This window comes from Candidatus Hydrogenedentota bacterium (assembly GCA_016791475.1).
Taxonomy (GTDB): domain Bacteria; phylum Hydrogenedentota; class Hydrogenedentia; order Hydrogenedentales; family JAEUWI01; genus JAEUWI01.
The window spans coordinates 1-19,448 of the sequence record JAEUWI010000037.1 but is presented as its reverse complement, the minus strand read 5'-3'; the positions used below and the strand labels follow the sequence as shown (position 1 = coordinate 19,448).

Genomic DNA, 19,448 nt, shown 5'->3' with positions numbered 1-19,448 from the left:
CCACCGATGGGTGTACCCGACGTTCGACCGAGGTCCGCCCACTGGGAATCCCAACGATTGACCGTCACGCTACCCCACAATTCATCTCCCATCCGGTTTGACTCATTTTCCCGCCATGTGCTACGATTTCCCGAACTGTCCCCGTGCGCTTGCCAGGATTCGATTGTCTTGCGGAGCAAAGGGTGATGGCGGTTGGGTCCTGCTCAACGTGGTGTAGACGAACTCGGTCAGGTCCTGACGGAAGCAGCCGTAGATTACATTCGCGTGTGCTGCAGGAGTGCCTGGCCGTCATCACCCGTTGCTCCGCGAATTTTCCAAGCCCCGCCCCGCACCTGCGACAGCTCAATTGGACCGCGCCCAGGGTGAATATCGGAGGCTCGCATGGCAAACGATCAGTACTTGGTGCTTGCCCGGAAGTGGCGCCCCCAGGCTTTTGAAAGCGTCGTGGGCCAGGACCACATCACCCGGACCCTCAAGAACGCCATTACCTCCGGGCGCATTCACCACGCCTTCCTCTTCATCGGCTCCCGAGGCATCGGCAAGACGACCACCGCCCGAATCCTCGCCAAGGCCCTGAACTGCCTCGAAAGCGACAAGCCCACGCCCGAGCCCTGCGGCGAGTGCAGCAATTGCGCCTCCATCAGCGCCGGCAACAATCTCGACGTCATCGAGATCGACGGCGCCTCCAACAATGGTGTGGACGATGTTCGCGAATTGCGCGACAACATCCGCATGATGCCCACCAACGGTCGCTACAAGGTCTATATCATCGACGAAGTGCACCAGCTCTCCGTCGGCGCCTTTAACGCCCTGCTCAAGACGCTGGAAGAGCCGCCCCCCCACGCGGTCTTCATCCTCGCCACCACGGAAGCCCACAAGATCCCGGCCACCATCGTCTCGCGCTGCCAGCGCTACGATTTCCGCCGCGTGCCGATCCCCAAGCTCATCGAGCTCCTCCGCAACATCCTCGACAAAGAGGGCCTGAAGGCCACCGACGAGGCCCTCCACGCCATCGCCCGCGCGGCGGAAGGCGGCGTACGCGATTCGGAAAGTATCCTCGACGAACTCATCACCTACTGCAACGGCGAGATTACCTTTCAGGACGTCTTCGATGTACTCGGCCTCGTTGATTGGCAGGTCATGCACGACCTCTGCGACGCCATCCTCGACAAGGATGTCACGCGCCAGCTCCTCATCGTGGAGCAGGTGGCCTCCGCCGGCAAAGACCTCACCCAGTTCGTCCAGGAGCTGCTGCGCTATTTCCGCAACCTCCTCGTCTGCAAGACGGCCAATGTGAAGGAACTTCTTCACCTGCCGGAGGAAGAGCTCGCGGCCATGAACCAGCGCGCCGCCCGGGTCTCCCTCACGAACCTGATCCGCCTCGTGGAGCAGTTCGCCGAACTGGTCAACAGTTTTGACTCCCAGCTCGCCCAGCGCATTGCGCTGGAGGCCATGCTCATTCGCATTTCCAAGGTCGGCGTGGAAGTGTCCGTCGACACCATCATGGAAAAGCTCATCGCTCTGGGCCAGGGCGGCATCGGCATGGGCGCGCCCGTGACGATGGAAGCCGAGAACACGCCGCCACCCGCGCCACGCGCGAAAGAGCCCGTTGCCGCAGCCCCGAAAACGCCGGCCCCCAAGCCTGCGGAGACGCCACCGGACCCTCCTGAGGCCGAGCCGGCTCCACCAGCGCCCGCGGCTCCGGCAGCACCTCGGCGCATCGAAGCAAGTGAAGGCAACCTGGCCCGCCTTTGGTCCAGCATCATTCAGCAGGCCAGCGAACAGGATCTCAGCCTCGGCACCTGGTTCGGCCAGGGCCGTCCGATCGCCCTCGAAGGGAGCACCCTGATCCTGGAGGCCCCGGCCAACGCGGACAATGCCTCCGCCTTCATGAGCGATGCGAAGAACCGCGCCGCCATGGCCGAGATACTCCGCGCCGCCACGACGAATCTTGACAGCGTCACCGTGCGGATCAAGAAGGCCCCCGAGAATGCGCCCGCGAGCGCCCAGCGCAAGCCCGCGGTCAATGGCGACCTGCCCTTCTACCCTTCCGTGAACCCCGTGGAAGCCCGCGAGGTCATGGATGACCCCGGCATTGCCGCCGTGGTGAATACTTTCAAAGGCAAGATCGCCGACGTGCAGGTACAAGCCGAATTGCCCATGGAAAGCGCGGAACCCTGACGACGTCCATAGGCGGCCACCAAAAAAATACGAAACACGGAGACACGGAGGCACGGAGAAGAAAATGAGCTTCGAATGTACGGACACCGCACCGTGTCACGTTCGCTTTCAGGTATGCCCCCCTTCTCTTCTCCATCCAATTACTTTTCTCCGTGCCTCCGTGATCTCCGTGATCTCCGTGGCCAACACAAACCATCACTTCCGTGAGCTTCCGTGGTCAAATACGGTTTGGTTTCTCCCCAATATCATCTATGCATTCATTCAACGAAGCGGCCCCTGTGCCAAGAAAACCAGGATAACCTCATTCATGATTTCGCTGTTGCGTCCGACCCTCCCGATTGCCCTCCTGTTCCTCGCGACCACCACCCCCGCGCTTGAAGTCTCCCTCACCGTCGAGGGCGAGCCCGAAGAGATTCAGGCCGTGCTCGACTTCATCAAGTCTCTCAACGCCGGTGGCGAGGACGACCCCCTCAAGATTAACGTCCACAGCATTGCCGCGAAGGGCGAAACCGAGACCCCGGAAACCGAGACCCCCGCACTCGAAGATCCCCCCCTCAGTCTCGAGCGGCCCGAAGTATTCCCGGCGAAAGGCGCGCCCGGCGCACCCTTCATCGTCACGGTCAACGTGCGCGACAAATACGATGAAGTGGACACGCTGTCGGTCCGCCTCGCGGGCACCAGCCTTTCCACCGACCTCTACGACGACGGCACTCAGGGCGACAAAACCCCCGGCGACGGAATCTGGACCGCCACCCTCACCCCCCTCGACGTGACCCCCAGCGGCGCTTACACGGTGGAGATCACCCCCTACGATAAGAACGGCAAGGCACTCACCACACTAAAGCCCGACGGCACCGTGGTGAAGCTCGTGGCCAACACGGAGCTGACCATCGAGCGGTAAGGAAGAAAAAATGGGTCTTATGGGTCGTATGGGTCTTATGAAAACGCTTCGCCACCGCCCATACGACCCATACGACCCATACGACCCATACGACCCATAAGACCCATAAGACCCATAAGACCCATAAGACCCATAAGACCCATTCCCTTCAACCGGGACCTCATTTCATTTCCCCGGTCAAACCTGTACACTGAAGCCCTTCCAAACCCCAGGCACGGAATCTCCCCCATGGACCACGAAACGCTCCAAAACCTCCTGCGCGACGTGGCGTCGGGCAAGGCCACGCCCGACGCGGCGGCCGCGCTTCTGCGCGATCTCCCTTTTGAGGATCTCGGCTTCGCGAAGATCGATCACCACCGGGAACTCCGCAAAGGCTATCCCGAAACCATCTTCTGCCAGAACAAGACCCCCGAGCAGGTCGTGGCCATTGCGGCCCACATGCGCGAAAAGAGCGGCACGGTCCTGGGCACCCGCTGCTCCCGCGAAACACTCGAAGCCGTGAAATCGGCCCAGCCCGACGCCGTTATCAACGAGCTCGCCCGCACCTTCACCATCACCACGAAAGCGCCCCCGCAAGCCACGGGCACCATCGCCATTGTCTGCGCGGGCACCAGCGATCTCCCCGTCGCCGAAGAGGCGCGCGTCACCTGCGAACTCCTAGGCAACCCGGTCGATTCCATCTCCGACATTGGCGTCGCCGGCATCCACCGCCTTCTCCACCAGCGCGAGCGCCTCAACCGCGCCAACGTCATCATCTGCTGCGCCGGCATGGAAGGCGCCCTGCCGTCCGTCCTCGGCGGCCTCGTGCAGTGTCCCGTCATCGCCGTGCCCACCTCCGTGGGTTACGGCGCAAGCTTCGGCGGACTCGCCGCACTTCTGGGCATGCTCAACTCCTGCGCCACCGGCGTCACCGTCGTCAATATCGACAACGGCTTTGGCGCCGCCGTCGCCGCCTCCACCATCAACCGCATGGCGGAGCGTGGAAGATGAATTCCGATAGCGACTGCGGCCGATTGGACCACGACGCTGGTATAGCAACAGCGACGCCCAGCCAATCGGGAGTCGAAGATCTGCCGCGGGAGGACAGTGCCCATAAGGAATCGGTCCATCAAAAACACACGCGCCACAAAATCCCGCTACTATCGCCACCTCTCACGCGGGAAGGTACGCAATTCTGTAGCCATGTGTATCCCGCATTCGCAATATCCATTGGAGATATGAACGCGCGCCAAGGTGGGTTAGGCGTCCCGCCTGACCAATACGACGCGGTTCAACGAGAGCGACTGAATACAACTATGACAAATATAAATGGTATCTCGATCATACAAACGGCCCAATAGCGATCCAGGCGCGATGGTCAGGCGGGACGCCTAACCCACCCTGGCCCGCGAAATAGGGTGGGTATTGCCGAGTCATTTCCGGTGATTTCCCGCAAGGGCTTATGTCGCACACCGTGTTGTGACTTGACGTATTCCGAGTACTAAAGACCGCCAAATCGTTACAAATACGTTGGAACCAAAGTCCAATAACCCACGAGGCCCAGCCTCCCGGATGCACCCCATGAAAACCTGTTACTTCGACTGCTTCAGCGGCATCAGCGGCGACATGACCGTGGGTGCCCTCATCGATGCGGGCGCCGATTTCGACGTCATCAAAGATACACGCCCCACAAAATCCCGCTACTATCGCCACCTCTCACGCGGAAAGGTACGCAATTCTGTAGCCATGTGCATCCCGCATTCGCAATATACATTGGAGATATGAAAGCGCGCCAAGGTGGGTTAGGCGTCCCGCCTGACCAATACGACGCGGTTCAACGAGAGCGACTGAATACAACTATGACAAATATGAGTGGTATCTCGATCATGCAAACGGCCCAATAGCGATCCAGGCGCGATGGTCAGGCGGGACGCCTAACCCACCCTGGCCCGCGAAATAGGGTGGATATTGCCGAGTCATTTCCGGTGATTTCCCGCAAGGGCTTATGTCGCACACCGTGCTATGACTTGACGTATTCCGAGTACTAAAGAATGCTAAATCGTTACAAATACGTTGGAACCAAAGTCCAATAAACCACGAGGCCCAGCCTCCCGGATGCACCCCATGAAAACCTGTTACTTCGACTGCTTCAGCGGCATCAGCGGCGACATGACCGTGGGCGCCCTCATCGATGCGGGCGCTGATTTCGACGCCATCAAAGAGGGCCTACACTCCCTGGGCGTCGAAGGCTACACCGTCTCCGCCGAGAAAGTGCTCAAGAACGGCGTCCACGCCACCCAGTTCCGCGTGCACGATCACGGGGCGCCGGATCACCACCACCATCACGCGCACGATCATGATCATATCGCCACCCCGCGCTTCACGCCCGTCCAGACCCACCAGCACAAACACGTACTGACGCCGGGTCACCATCATCACCACGATCACGACCACGAGCATGGACACGATCACCACCATCATCATCACGACCATGGTCATGGTCATGACCATGGCCACTCTCATGATCACGGCCACAGCCATTCTCATTCGCACACCCATGATCACGGTCACGGTCACCATCACCACCCCCACCGCAATCTGGCCGACATCGAGAAGCTCATCACGGGCAGCAGCCTGCCCCAGGCCGTGAAGGACGCCGCCAACGCCACCTTCCTTGCCCTGGGCGAAGCGGAGGCCTCCGTCCACGGCACCACCATCGACAAGGTCCACTTCCACGAAGTCGGCGCAGTGGATTCCATCGTCGATATCGTCGCCTCCCAGATCGGCTTTCACCTCCTGGGCATCGAGCGCTTCGCCTGCTCGCCCCTCCACGTGGGCAGCGGCACCGTCAAGTGCGACCACGGCATCATGCCTGTACCCGCGCCCGCCACGGCCCGTCTGCTCCAGGGCATCCCCACCTACGGCGGCGCGGTCGACGGCGAACTGGTCACCCCCACCGGCGCGGCTATCATCCGCCACCGCGTCACCGAATTCGGCCCCGCGCCCCTCATGCGCACCCTGGCCATCGGCTACGGCAGCGGCACGAAGAACCTGCCCGACCGCGCCAACGTCCTCCGCATCACCATTGGCGAAAGCGGCGCGGATTCGGGCCGCGACACCATCCAGATACTCGAAGCGAACCTCGACGATATGTCCGGCGAACTCCTGGCGCCCCTCGTGGCCGCGCTGATGGACGGCGGCGCGCTCGATGCCTTCCTCACGCCCGTCATCGGCAAAAAAGGTCGCCCGGCCCACGTGATCACCGTCCTGGCGGCGGAAGACAGGGCCCAGGCCCTCTGCGAGCTGATCTTCGCCCACTCCACCACCCTCGGCGTGCGCACCCGCACCGAGCAGCGCTTCATCCTCAACCGCGCGTGGAAATCCGTTTCCACCCCCTGGGGTCCCGTACGTGTTAAGATAGGCGCGCGCGGGGAGAGCGCCCTCACCACCGCGCCCGAATACGAAGATTGCCTGAGCGTCGCCAACGCCGCCCAGATTCCCGTACGCAGAGTTTACGAGGCCGCGCTCGCGGCCGCCATCAAGGGAGAGTTCGCCGATGTCTGAACGGATTGCCATCTACCCCGGCAGCTTCGATCCCCCCACCCTCGGCCACCTCGACCTGATCAATCGCGCCGTGAAAATCTTCGACCACGTGATCGTCGCCGTCGCCGTCAACAGCGCCAAATCGGGTCTCTTCTCCACCGAGGAGCGCATGGAAATGCTCCGCGAAATGCTCGCCGACGTGCCGCGCGTCTCCGTCGATCACTTCTGCGACCTCACCGTCAACTTCGCCAAACAAAAAGCGGCCGTCGCCCTCATCCGCGGCCTGCGTGTCGTCTCCGACTTCGAATTCGAGCTCACCATGGCCATCAACAACCACAAGCTCGCCCCCGAAATCGACACCGTCAACCTCATGCCCAGCGAGCCCTACCTCTTCCTCAGCAGCCGCCTCGTAAAAGAAATCGCCGCCTTCGGCGGATCCCTCAGCCACTTCGTCAGCCCCGCCGTAGAAAAACGCCTCCACGAAAAATTGAGAGAGATCGCCGGGAAGTAATCGTTCGCCACGGAGGGGACCGTCCTGCGCGCAAGGCCACCCCAACCCGCAAACACCACCCTCGCACGTACTCGCCCGCCCAACCGAGCCAAGGCCCCTGCGCGTGCGGGACCGTCCCCCGCTTTAAGAATACTGGACGGTCCCGAATGCCAGGCAGGCCGCTCCCACCGTAGCAAATATCAGCATGCAACGACCCTTGCCATCATCAACTGGCCCCTGCGTTCAGGATGGTCCCGTCAGGGTCCGCCTCAGAATTTCTTTGGTCAGCTTCCCAAAATCCAAATAGCAACGGCTCACGGCCTCCGCGTGGGCACCAATCGCGCCGTCTGCAGGCGTCAGGCGGAACACTGGCTTTCGGGCATCCTCCGCAAGTGGCATAAGACTCTGGTAGTTCTTGATAAAGCCGATGCAATTGGGATCTTGTTCCGCTAACAAACTTGCCGTGTTTTTCCGCAGCACATGGGTGCCATAGGTCTCGGGAATTCGAGTCACCCATTTCTGGAATGCCTTGACCGGACGACTTCTCCGCTCAACATGCTGCATCACGATATAGCCAGCGGGTTCCATCGTGCCCGACGGCATAGAGAAGCTTGCATCCTTATTGAGTGCCTCTGGCGCTTCCGCTACCCGCTGCCCCCAACTCTTGCGCCACTCGAAAAGGGTCGGGCCCAAGTTGCGCAGGCCCTGGAGTGAAAACAGACCGGGTGCCAGCGGCATGATTACGTGGTCCGTCGCTAGTAGCGCGGCGCGATTGATAGCGCCTAGATTGGGGCCCACGTCCACCAGGACAATGTCCGCGTCAAACGCAATGGCGCTTTCCCGCATGATGCGGTGAAAGGCGGTCTCTACGCGAAAAGCGGCGGGATCGCCACTCATGCACTTCGACCAATGGTCGGAGAGCCGATCCTCGAATCTCGCGAGCCCGAGGTCGCCGGGAATCAAACGTATTCTCGGCGATACCTCCTGTAACGGTGCGGGGATGATGTCGCCCAACCCCTGAATGATTGGCTGGATACACGTCAGAATACTCCGGTTCTCGCCCTCCTCCGGCCAGATCTGCTCCAGCACGGACTCTTGCAGAAACATGGCGGTCAAGTTCGCCTGGGGATCCAGATCGACCGCGAGCACGCGGTGGCCGAGCTCCGCGCACATGTGGGCGACATGATAGACCAGAGTGGTCTTGCCAACACCGCCCTTGTTGTTAAAGAAGGCAATGGTCTTCACGGCGTGTTCGCCTTAAGCGTCGCCAGGAAGTAGTTGGGTTGGCTGACGTTGAATTCGGCCGGGGGGTTGCCATTTTCCGCAAGCGCGCGCTGCGCCCGGGCTATTCCCATCCCGAAGCGGTTGACATAGCCGAGTGTTTTCATCGCTTCGGCTATCTTTGGATTTCGATAGTCATTCTGGTCCGGAAAAGTCGCGGCTGTTACACTCCCGTAGAGCCCGCCGGGATTCTGAATTTCGATTCGCCCGGAAAACCAATAGAATCGAATGGCCGCGTTGGATTCGTAGTCCCGATGCATGACGCCGTTCATGAGTAATTCACGAATGGCCGCCACGGGATATGGCGTCCGATCCACCTCCTTCAGGGGCGTGGTGGTTTTCGGAAAGCTGGGAAACAATGTTTTCAGGAATCCGTCCACCTCGCGAAGTACCGTGATCAAATCACCCTCGAATCGCCGTTCATCCACCACCTCCGAAGCAAGGGAATCGCCATCGTATCGCACATATTGAATCGCCGCTCCCGGAAACCAGTTGAGCGGATCGAGAGCGAAGAGCAGCGCACCGGCATTCGTGGCGCAGCTCTCGGGTAATGACCACATTCCCAGCGACGCCATTTGCTGAAACATGTCGCGGTGATTCTCGGCGATTATCTCTGGGGCTATCGCAGCGTTGCGATACGTAAGCTGGAACAAGTCCAAGGCCAACTCATCGCGACCACAGCCTTTGCAGGGTCTCAAATCGAAGGTGCGCGCGTGATGGGCGCGCCGCTCGGTGAGAATTCGCTCTTCCTGCTCATTTGCGATGGCCTTTCGTGGGCCACGCCGAATACAGACTCTTCCCCGGTAACGCACGGGAGGCATATCGGAGGGCAGCACTTCGACGACGGCAAGGTCTCCTTCGAGCAGGGTCATTTTTGCCACAAAAACTGTGGGAAGCGGCACGATCTGGCCGGAATCGGCATAGTCGGACAATTTCTTAAGAAGTTCGTCGGTCACTTGCGCCCCGATAATGGCCCCGTCGTTGTCGCGCGCACCGATGATCAGGTATCCCGGTTGACCGTGCGCCGCCATGTCGTTCGCGAAGGCGCAAATCGCCTCACGAAATTTCTCCGTGTCGTTGGTGGACGTGGTGCGCTCAATTCGATCTGACTCCAAGTCAGCCAGGAGAACTCTCAGTTCCGTTTCATTGATCAATGCCAACCCTCGCTATTGAACACAGCACCTGAAGGTAATGTCTTAACGTTGCGTGCTGCTTCTTGTTTGCGGGATTATAGCATGGTCGCATCAGGACGGTCCCACCGCCGCCTTCTCCGCTTTGGCCTTTTCGTGGGCCGCTTTCAATTCGAGCAGCTTCGCATCGTCGGGCAGGTGCGGTAGCACTTTGTCGAGGATGGCCAGGGCCTGATCGTACTCTTCCCAGTCGAGGAAAACTTCCGCCTGGGTCCGGGCGATCTCGCCGAGGTAGAACTTCGCGTTCCAGTCGTTGGGATCGATCGCCAGCGAGGCGAGGAACTTGTCCAGAACGGTACCGCCGATGGCCATGCCGCCGTAGTATTCCTGTACGGCCTTCATGTCGCTCACGTGGGCCTGGTGCCGCCGCTCCACCCGCGCGAGGAATTCGGGATCGGCTCCCTCCACGAAAAGGGGCGCCGGACTGCTCATGTGCTTCTCCAGCTCCGCCATGGACTTGTGCTGCGTGCGCGCATACACGAGCTTTGGCGCGACGAATTCGGCCCAGGGCAGATCGTCGTGCATGGCCGTGCCGCCTTCGGCGAAGGCCTTCAGGCCCGCCTCGTCCATGAGATAACAGCCGATCACGGACTCCACGTCCATGAAGCCCACATCTTTCAGGGCCTTGTCCAGTTTCGGATTCGCCAGGCGCGCGTGGATCCGTGCCGCGTCGAGCTTCAGCGGTTCGTTGGAGCCGATGAGGAACACGTCCGCGTTGATAAACCAGGCCGTGAAGTGGGGAAACACGGAGGTGAAGGTCTTGATGAGGGAGCGCACCACTTCCGGGTTCAGGCTGTGGAGCGGCACCCACTGGGACACCATGCCGCCGGGCTTCAGGTGCTTCAGGCAGAGCTGGTAATACTCCGCCGTGTAAAAGGTGGACACGCCCGATACCGCGAGAGGCATGGGCTCGAAGGTAATCACGTCATAGTTGTCTTTCGACGTGAGCAGGTAGTTGCGCCCGTCATCCACGTGAAAAGTGACTTCGGGACGCTGAATCACGCCGAGGTTGTCCACTTCAAAATAGGGCGCGGCCGCGAGCACTTCGGGCGAGATGTCCACCGCATCGATCTTTTCGAAATCGGACAAGGCCAGCGTGCCGCAGGTGATGCCGGAGCCGAAGCACATGAAAAGCACGTCTTTCGGATCGCGGTCAAAAAGCAGGGGCAGCACGCCCTGCAACCGGTTCATCTTCACGCCCTTCTCGATGGACGTCGTGGCCTGCACTCGATTGATCCACAGCACGCGGTTGGTCCCGGAGGAATCTTCCACCGGCTCGGACACCGCGACGGTACCCTCCACGCCTTCATCGTAGTGCAGCACGCGGTGGTCTTCGGGCACATACCCCGAATTCAGGGCGCGGTTCACATCTTCCGGCGCCCGCACATAGCTCAGCATCAGCAGGGCCGTGGCTATCGCAAGAGCCGCGCCACGCACGGGCATGCGCACGTCGCCAAGCGCGATCACCACCACCGCACCCGCTGCCACGAGGATGAGCGAGAAGGCCAGAATGCCGTTGTGCGTACCCAGCAGGGGAATGGCCAGGAAGCCGCCCGCGAGCGACCCCAGGACGCCGCCGATGGTGTTGGCGAAGTACAGCCGCCCCACATCGCGTCCGACCGTCTCCCGCTGCCGGCTAACGGCCTTCACCACGAGCGGAAAAGTCATGCCGAGGAAGAAAGTCGGCACAAAGAGCGCTTTAAAGGACAACCAGAACTTGCCCCAGACCACGGCTTCCCACTGCGCCCCGCTCTGCACCTGAAGCTCCTGAACCTGCGCCGGAAGCGCGGCCAGCACGGAAAGCATGTGCACGCAGCCCACACCGGTCGCCAGCAGCGCGCCGCCCAGCAGCAGGGCCGGCACCCGCACGCGATCAACGATGGCGGAGGCCACCGCGCTGCCCAGCGCGATGCCGAGGAGCAGGGTGGTAAGCATGGTGGTGTAGGCGTAGGTCGTGCCCAGGAAAATAATCGCCAGCAGGCGCGTCCACATCACCTCCAAACCCAGCGAGCAGAAGCCGGAGAGAAAGAACGCCGCCAGAATCAGCTTGTTCGCGCCGGACATCCCCTCTGCCGTTACCGTCTTCGCCTCGCCTGCGGTATCGTCCACGCCACGCTCCCGCCGCCGTGATACCGCCCACGCCACCACACCCACGATCACGTTGGCCGCCGCGCCAATCAGCGTTGTGCGGCTGTAGCCAAAGTTCGCGATGAGGAAGAAACCCGCCACGAAACAGCCCGTCACGGCACCGAGGGTGTTTAAGGTATACAGCGCGCCGACGCGCATCCCGCGCACCTGAGCCTCCCGTGAAACAAATTTGGCCAGGAGCGGCAATGTCGCGCCCATGAGCGTGACGGGCACAAAAAGCAGCACCAGCGCCAGCAGCCCGCGAAGGCCCACGCCCATGCCGCGGGAAAACTGGAAGGCCTTCAGCAGCGCCACCACCAACCCCTCGCCATAGGTTACCGCGACAATGAAGAAAACGGCCCAGGCCCCGATGATGCATTCAAAAACACCATACCACCAGAGGGGCCGCGATGTGCGATCGGCCAGCTTCCCGCCCCACACGCTGCCCGCGCCGAGGCCGAGGAAAAAGATGCTCAGCACGGTGCTCACGGCATGGGACGTGGTGCCGAAGAGCAGCACCAGCTTGCGGGTCCACACGACCTGATAGAGCAGCCCGCAGGCGCCGGAGACAAAGAAAAACGCCAGCACAAGGATAAACAGGGCGGCGGGAAAGGAAAACTTTCGGGGACTGCGCGATTCGGTCACGGCATACGCTTTCTATGCTTGTCCGGCCGGGGCCGGCTCCGTCCATTTCCCCGACACTGCCGATGCCTTGTAGTTTTGAAGTGCTTCCATGACCGCTTCCGGGGTCTCCGCCACCATGAACAGATCGCACTGGTCCTCTTTGACCAGATCGAGGTCGACCATTTCAGCAAAATAGCCCATAAGTCCGTCGAAAGCTCCGCCGGTGTTCAAAAAGACGATGGGCTTGTTGTGATAGCCGAGTTGCTTGCCCACGAGGACCTCAAAGAGTTCTTCCAGCGTGCCGAAGCCCCCCGGCAGCACCACGAAGCCCTCGGCGCGTTCGGTCATGATCGCCTTCCGTTCCGACATGGTCTTCGTGACAATCAGTTCATCGCATGCGCGATAGGTGAGCGCGTCCACATTGAGCTTGACCGGGATCACCCCCACCACTCGGCCACCGGCTTCGTGTACGCCCCGCGCGACCGAGCCCATCAGCCCCACCTTGCCCGCGCCGTAGATCAGGGTCATGCCGGCACGGCCCATGAAGCGCCCGAGCTCGCCCGCCACCTCGCCAAAGACGGGCACGGCCGCGTCGCTCGAGGCCGCAAAGACACAAACGCATTTCAGCAAGGTTGGGGGCTCCTCTGGTTTTACTATCAAGGCGCACGCGACATGTTCACGGCTGCCTTGCCGGGAAAAATTATAGTAATGGCCGGGCCGGGAAAATGCAAAGGCGCGCGGTCTGACCGCGATTCCAGATTTGACGGTTAAGACGGACAGGACCGATGAGCAATCGAATCGGAGAGTTCAAATCGGTCCTATCCGTCCTATCGGTCGTTTACCCTTACCCCCGCGTCAACCGGCAGACCGTCTCCACGTGGGGCGTATTCGGAAACAGATCCAGCACCCGAACCCGCTCCAGCTTCCAGCCGCCATCGCTCAGGCCCTTGAGATCCCGCGCGAGGGTCGCCGGGTCACAGGACACATACACAATCGTCTCCGCTTTCGACTTTGCCAACGCCGGCACCAGGGGCTTCGCGCCCGCACGGGGCGGATCGAGCACGATGCATTCCCAGGCGTTCTCTTCGATCTTCCTGATCATTTTGTTTTCCTGGCCCGGCTGATAGGTGCCGCGGCCCATGCGACTTGCCGCTTTCACCGCGATCTTGTTGTGATCCAGCCCGGTCACCTCGGTGCGGTCCGGCAGGCTTAGACTCAGGTTGCCGTTACCGCAGTACAGATCGAGCAACGTGCTCGGCGCGCCCACGAACTCCTTCACCGTGGCCACGAGCAGACGATTCAACAGCAGACTGGACTGGGAAAATCCGCCGTTAATAATCGGTACACCGTCAAACTCGAAAACCGCCAGGGGCCGTTCGTCGTCCGGCGTGCCCGATTGGGGAAAGCGGTCCCGCAGTTTTCGGTTGTTGAAATTGGTCCACACCAGCACATCGTCGCCCTCGGGATTGATGGTTACCGTGACCGATCCCTTCAGCTCCAGTTCGCGCAGGCGCGTCAGCGCGCGGTTCATCGCCGGGTGGCACAAGGGGCACTGGGGCGTATCCACGATATCGTGGCTGCCCAGGGCGTAGAAGCCGAAGACTTTGCCGTCCCCGTGAAACTCCGCCCGCGTGCGGTAGCCCGTGCGGAGTTTCTCGTCTTCCAGCCATTCAAGGGCGGGAATCGCCAGCCCGGCGATGCGCTGGAGGCAGTCATTCACGATGCGCTGCTTCCACTCCGCCTGGGCGGGATAGGCAAAGTGAAGCCAGGTGCTCACGCCGCTTCGGCGCCAGTCGGGAAAGTCCGGCTCCACCCGATCGGGTGAAGGCTGGACGACCTTGATAAGTTCGCCCCAGAGCATCTTTTTCGTTGCGCGCGTTATTTTGATTTCCAGATGGTCGCCGGGCAGCCCATAGGGGACGAAGCAAACCTGGCCATCCAGCCGGCCAATGCCCGCGCCGCCGTGGCCTACGGAGGTAATTTCGATGTTCTTGATCACGTGGGGTGCTTTCCTGGTTGCTCCGGACCGCGCCGGGTGGCGGCGGAAGCGCATGGGCTACGAAGAAGTGACGTCTAGTTGCGCGAAGGGTGGAGTCCACCCTCGGCGGCCTTCCGGGCTTCCCAGGCCTGATGGAACGACGCGAGTTCGGTTTGAATACTGGTTTCGCTGGTGGACCGGGGAAGGTACAGCAGCGTCGCCGGGGCGCGCCAGGTCTTTCCGGGGGGGACCAGGGCCGATCCCTCCCAAACGGGCGCGCAGTACGCCGGATTCGGATCGAAGAGCACGAAGCGCGCCTTGCGATAGGCTCCCAGCAGGAGCTGGTGTGCGTCTCCCCGCAGTGCGGCGTAGTGAATGCTCTCCCCCAGACTCTGGGCGGTGAATCGCGGCGCGTCGGCCGCCCGCCCGCCGTACTCCCCGTGGCTCAGCGGCAGCACATCCACGGCGGCGCGGGTCACCGTGACCGCGGTTCCACTCGTATTCGCGATGGACATGGTCCGGATCATGCCGGGGTATCGGTGCAGCAGGACGGTCTCCATTTGGAGTGCAATACCCGGCCCGGATAGCGACAGGACCACGGAGGCCCCATGGGAGTCGCTTGTGTCGCTCCACCCGATGTCGCCCAGATCCTGCGCCGCCAGGGGGCGTCCATCATAGTCCAGGTGAAACTCCGGGGATTTCCGGGCCAGGCAGTCTTGTCCGCCAGGCAGCCGAAGGAGTTCCGTCGTGGTGCCCATGAAGGCATTCCAGCGCCGTTCCAGCCACGGGTTGGCGAGCTGGATGGTCCCTTTCTCGATTCTGGCGTATGCGCGTTCCAAGGCGGTCTCTCGGTCGGAGGGCGGTTGAGGGTGAGGATGATGCCTATAGTATAGAACAGTTGTGGCCCTCTTGCCCACCTTTGAACCCCCGGCGGACCCGAGGAAAAAAAAAGCCCTTGCAGGTTCGCCTGCAAGGGCTTCAGTCAGACTAACTTAGCCTGTAAATTAGAAGCTGATCTCAGCTTCCCAGAACAGGTAGTTGTAGTCGCCGTCGTCTTCGGTGTCAGCGAAAGCGCCAAGACCGTTGAGGATGACGAAGTTGCCGTCTTCAAGGCCGTCGTCGCCGAAGAAGTGGGCGAAGCCAGCGCGGAAGACCAGGTCTTCGCTGTACTGGTAGTCACCATACAGACCAACTTCAAGGCCTTCGTTGTCGTCGGCATCGTTGTCGAACAGGTCGAAGATACCGAAGCCGTCGAAGCCGAGGTCGACTTCTTCATCCGCCTGGAAGTAGGCCAGAGCCAGCAGCAGGGAGATCTTCTCCGTGGGCATGGCGCTGATACCGGCGCGGTAGATCAGGCTGTTGGACAGGTCGGTGTTCTCAAGGAACTCGCTGTATTCCCAGTTGCTGAACAGACGGTTGAAGGACAGGTCGTTGTCGTCGTCGCCGAAGAAGAAGCCGCCGTTGTCCTGATCGCCGCCTTCGAAGAAAGCAGCGCCCAAGTACACGCGGGGCGTCCAGGTGATGTCGAAGGTGTAACCGGCTTCAAGGTTGAAGGCCAGCGCGTCGTATTCGAGGTCGTCGTCACCGAAGAAACCGCCGTTGTCCACGTCGATTTCGCCGAACTGGTAGGCGATTTCAGATTCAAGGTCAAATGCACCATAAGTGCCAGCTCCGCGGAGGCCGATGGTGTGCAGGTCTACGTCACCGGCGGCTGCGCCGAGAACGCCTTCAGCGACGGTGGCAGCGCCGTTGTCGCCTTCGTCTTCCATCACGTACATCCAGTACGCGTCGAACTGCCAGTCTTCCAGACCAATGTAGCTACCATAGATGGCGTACAGGTTGGTGTCGCCGTCAGCGAAGTTGTTGAAGGTTTCGCTGAGCTTCATGGACAGCACGTCAACGGTGAAGCTGTCGGCCGTGTAGCTGGTGCGGATACCGTCGAAGGACAGGCCGGTGAACACGGAGGCCGTGTCCTGGTTACCGAGGAGCCACTCGCTGCCGAACTCAAGCTCCTGGCGACCGATGCGGGTGCGGATCGGAAGACCCCAGGCGTTGTTGATTTCGATGTAGGACTGGTACAGTTCCACATCGTCACCACCGAAGCCGTCAACACCGGTTACATAGTTGGAGCGGAAGTTGTCGCCCCAGTTTTCATAGGAGTCGAATTCGATGAACACGGACACTTCGTCGGTGAAGTCCGCCTTCACATTCAGACGGGTGCGCTGTTCGACGTTGGCGAACTCTTCGCCGGCGTTGATGAACGCGTTGTCGTCGAAATCGAACCAGTTGCCGCGGATACGAACCGAACCGCCAACCTCAACATTCTGAAGTTCAGCCTGGGCGGCCGCGACCGTACCCAGCGCAAGAACTGCAACCATAAGGATCTTAAATGAACGCATGATGCGTTATCTCCATAGTTTCACCGGCGTCTCACCGGCGCTTCTTTTTCACACGACACCGTTGGGTCCCGTGCGTGGCATCTCAACCCCGGCCTTCCAGGGGAGACACGCTGCTCTTTATGCACGTTTGAATAAATCGGCGTTTTTTCGATCCCTGAAGCGTGGCTATCTCTAGCGCGCTACCATCCCTCCTTCCGGCTTCGTTCTCGAGATCGATCCCGATGGTGTAGTCAACATCCCATTTCTCCCACCGGACCTCCAAGTCCGGTGAAGTCTAATGACAGCTTTCACTGCTCATGACTCGGCATAGTATAACAATCCGGACACCCCCCGTCAAGTAATTTCTTCCCCTTTTGTAAATAATTTATTCCCCACCCTGTAGAGGCCACTTTTTTACCCTCCACCACAGGCGGTAGAGACCGCCGAGCGGGGCTGTCCCGCGCTTCTAAAACAAGAGGACAACGACGGGACCGTCCTGAACGCAGGATCTCGCCGATGAAACACCGCAAGCCGATTCATGAGCGCTTCAACTTCACGAATCAAAGCCCGCTGCGCGTTCGGGACCGTCCCGCATTTTTTTTGATTGCTTGACCGGAAACAACTCATCCAGGCGGGACAGCCTCCGCCGGGTTTCATCAGAACAACATCAACTGATCCGGGCCGGTCTCGTCCTCGGGCTCTTCCTGGGCGGGTACGTCCGCAAAGGGATCATCGTTCAGAAAGTGCGGAGCAGGCACCACCACCGCTTCCGGGGTCATGGGGCGTTCCGGCACGTCTCGTTCAACCGTGGCCTTCTCAACCGGCACTTTCCTGGCCTTCACCTTCTCCACGACATCCTTGTCCACCACCGCCTTCTCCACCACCGCCTGAAGATCCGCCTGGGGCTTCGATTTCCGTACCCGGACCGACCCCGCGCCGCTCGCCTCGGTGTCGTACAACAGTCCGGGATCGTAACGGCTCGGCAACCGCTCCGCGATCTCACTCTTGGTCTTGTCGATACCCGCCAGCGCGGAACCGCTGAAAAAGCCGTCGTCTTCGCTCTCGTAGCGCGATTTCACCCGGGATTCGGTATAGGTGCGCGAAGAGAGGTAGGGCCGCGACTCGCTGTAGGGGTGGGAATCCTCGGGGAAGGGATCTTCGCTCCGCGTGCGCGATTCAGAGAGCACCGGCTTTACATAATCCGGCAGCGCGTCGGAAGCGCCGGGGCGGGGGGGCTCGACCGTATTCAGCCCGCGCAGGGCCTGCAGGTGGAGGTCAAAGATCTTGTGGAAGGCGTTGTCGCAGCGGAGCCCATACACGGCATAGAGGTTTTCCATATCTTCCGTGTCAAAAGCGCCATTCAGCCACTCCCGCTCCGCACCCCGCTGCGTGGCCATCATCTTGTGCACCAGCCGCGTCAGGTTGGCGGGGTTCCCGGAAGCCTCCACCTCATCGCCGAAATCCATCATCGCCTCGAAATAAGGGCGGATCGCCCGGCGCCGCTCCATCTGGGCGTTATACCGGTAACGGTTGGCCAGGAAGTGATACACACTCGCCAGACACACAACACCCGCCAGGATAAAAGACATCATTTCAAAGCGGTCCGCGGAGACCGGATTGCGGCGATTGTAAAATTCTTCCGCGCCCGCATGGAGTGGGAGATGGAGATCCGCCTGGGCGCCGGCCTCCGTCAACCCGGTGAGGCGCGCCGCCTTCAGGAAATCGCCCCGGAAAATCAGCTCCAGCACCGTGTGGACCTGACGGTTCGGCAGGGAGCGCTGGCACACCAGCAGCGTATTCACGGCCAGCGTCTGAAAAGGCGCGTCGGACGCCGCCGGAATGCTGCGATCCGGGCCATAAAGACTGGGGGGGAGGGTCTCGGCGAAAACGCCGGGTAGATAGCGCGCCACGGAATCCGCCTCGCGCACCGGCACCAGCCGGTACCAGCCCGCCGCCAGCAGACTCTCCATCGCGGGATCGAAGAGGCCGTAAACCGTAAAAGCCGCGTCGATCTCGCCGTCGAGAAAGGCTTCCTTCAGATCCGGGTTGTGGTCGTAAACCAGCGAGGTCTCCTCGCCAAAACTGAAGAATCCCAGCATGCGCCCCGCCAGATCGTCCGCGCCGCTGCCCTGGGGCCCGACGCCGATGCGCTTGCCCGCAAGATCGCGAAAGCTCTCCACCGGGGAATCCGCCGGCACCACCACGTGCAGATATTGCCGGCCCAGGTTCGCCAGCGCCACCAGATTGTCCCGATCCCAGGCAATACCGCTCTGCACCAGGGCCAACTGTGCGCCGCCATCCTTCAACAACCCCAGATTCTCCACCGAACCGTGGGTCGCCTTCACATCCAGCACATAGGAGTGGAAGGCATCCAGATGCTGCCGCAACACGCCGCCCAGCTTGTGATAGGCCCCGCCCTCCTCCGCCGTCGCCAGCACCAGCGGCGCCTCGCCACTCGTGTGAAACCGATCCGCAATCTCCGCCCGGATACGGCTCGCCTGATAGGGAGCAAAAATAAAGAAAACCCCGCCGCACGCCACACTCAAGAGCATCGCCGCGGTAAAGACATTCAATAGAATTCTGCGATCAGGAAGCCAGGCCATACGTACCGTAGTTCAAACCTCAAGGTAAATCGCGGGCACACACAAAGCTTCCCGCTGGCATTGTTCTAACAGGCCCCGCACACACGATGCAATAAAATAGTTGATAGTTGATAGTTGATAGTTGATAGTTGATAGTTGACAGTTGACAGTTGACAGTTGACAGTTGACAGTTG

General features: G+C 60.9%; 13 protein-coding genes, 1 other RNA gene and 1 pseudogene. 7 read left to right on the top strand and 8 right to left on the bottom strand.

The window, feature by feature from the left end:
• Positions 1-190 precede the first annotated feature (190 nt).
• The 7 genes and pseudogenes from ffs to coaD all read left to right on the top strand — a co-directional run bounded on the left by ffs (position 191) and on the right by coaD (position 7,115).
• An RNA gene (gene ffs, locus JNK74_18560) (signal recognition particle sRNA small type) lies at positions 191-290 on the top strand.
• 91 nt (positions 291-381) lie between these two features.
• On the top strand, positions 382-2,181 hold the full coding sequence (dnaX, locus tag JNK74_18555; GenBank protein ID MBL7648189.1) for a DNA polymerase III subunit gamma/tau: 1,800 nt from the start codon (positions 382-384) through the stop codon (positions 2,179-2,181).
• A gap of 307 nt (positions 2,182-2,488) precedes the next feature.
• Positions 2,489-3,082: a hypothetical protein gene (locus JNK74_18550; GenBank protein ID MBL7648188.1), complete on the top strand. Its 594-nt coding sequence runs from the start codon at positions 2,489-2,491 to the stop codon at positions 3,080-3,082.
• A 228-nt stretch (positions 3,083-3,310) separates the two neighbouring features.
• Positions 3,311-4,072: a nickel pincer cofactor biosynthesis protein LarB gene (larB, locus tag JNK74_18545; protein ID MBL7648187.1), complete on the top strand. Its 762-nt coding sequence runs from the start codon at positions 3,311-3,313 to the stop codon at positions 4,070-4,072.
• A gap of 570 nt (positions 4,073-4,642) precedes the next feature.
• Positions 4,643-4,735 (top strand): annotated as a pseudogene (locus JNK74_18540) (DUF111 family protein).
• A gap of 450 nt (positions 4,736-5,185) precedes the next feature.
• On the top strand, positions 5,186-6,625 hold the full coding sequence (gene larC, locus JNK74_18535; protein ID MBL7648186.1) for a nickel pincer cofactor biosynthesis protein LarC: 1,440 nt from the start codon (positions 5,186-5,188) through the stop codon (positions 6,623-6,625).
• On the top strand, positions 6,618-7,115 hold the full coding sequence (coaD, locus tag JNK74_18530; protein MBL7648185.1) for a pantetheine-phosphate adenylyltransferase: 498 nt from the start codon (positions 6,618-6,620) through the stop codon (positions 7,113-7,115). Before larC ends, coaD begins: the two co-directional genes overlap by 8 nt.
• 222 nt (positions 7,116-7,337) lie before the next feature.
• Here coaD and JNK74_18525 read toward each other — a convergent pair whose 3' ends face one another.
• From JNK74_18525 to JNK74_18490, 8 genes are all read right to left on the bottom strand, one after another.
• Positions 7,338-8,339 carry a ParA family protein gene (locus JNK74_18525; protein MBL7648184.1) on the bottom strand — a complete coding sequence of 334 codons (1,002 nt, stop codon included), beginning with the start codon at positions 8,337-8,339 and terminating at the stop codon, positions 7,338-7,340.
• Entirely contained in the window at positions 8,336-9,529 is a 1,194-nt protein-coding gene (locus JNK74_18520) for a putative DNA binding domain-containing protein (GenBank protein ID MBL7648183.1), read from the bottom strand. Before JNK74_18520 ends, JNK74_18525 begins: the two co-directional genes overlap by 4 nt.
• A gap of 90 nt (positions 9,530-9,619) precedes the next feature.
• Positions 9,620-12,337, bottom strand: coding sequence for a fused MFS/spermidine synthase (locus JNK74_18515; GenBank protein ID MBL7648182.1), 2,718 nt, complete (start codon positions 12,335-12,337; stop codon positions 9,620-9,622).
• 12 nt (positions 12,338-12,349) lie between these two features.
• On the bottom strand, positions 12,350-12,976 hold the full coding sequence (locus tag JNK74_18510) for a TIGR00730 family Rossman fold protein (GenBank protein ID MBL7648181.1): 627 nt from the start codon (positions 12,974-12,976) through the stop codon (positions 12,350-12,352).
• A gap of 184 nt (positions 12,977-13,160) precedes the next feature.
• Positions 13,161-14,315, bottom strand: a complete 1,155-nt coding sequence (locus JNK74_18505; protein MBL7648180.1) for a class I SAM-dependent RNA methyltransferase — start codon at positions 14,313-14,315, stop codon at positions 13,161-13,163.
• Positions 14,316-14,389: 74 nt separating this feature from the next.
• A complete protein-coding gene (locus tag JNK74_18500; protein MBL7648179.1) occupies positions 14,390-15,133 on the bottom strand; it encodes a hypothetical protein in 744 nt (247 codons plus the stop codon).
• Positions 15,134-15,298: 165 nt separating this feature from the next.
• On the bottom strand, positions 15,299-16,693 hold the full coding sequence (locus JNK74_18495; GenBank protein ID MBL7648178.1) for an alginate export family protein: 1,395 nt from the start codon (positions 16,691-16,693) through the stop codon (positions 15,299-15,301).
• 635 nt (positions 16,694-17,328) lie between these two features.
• On the bottom strand, positions 17,329-19,275 hold the full coding sequence (locus JNK74_18490) for a TAXI family TRAP transporter solute-binding subunit (protein MBL7648177.1): 1,947 nt from the start codon (positions 19,273-19,275) through the stop codon (positions 17,329-17,331).
• Positions 19,276-19,448: the final 173 nt, after the last annotated feature.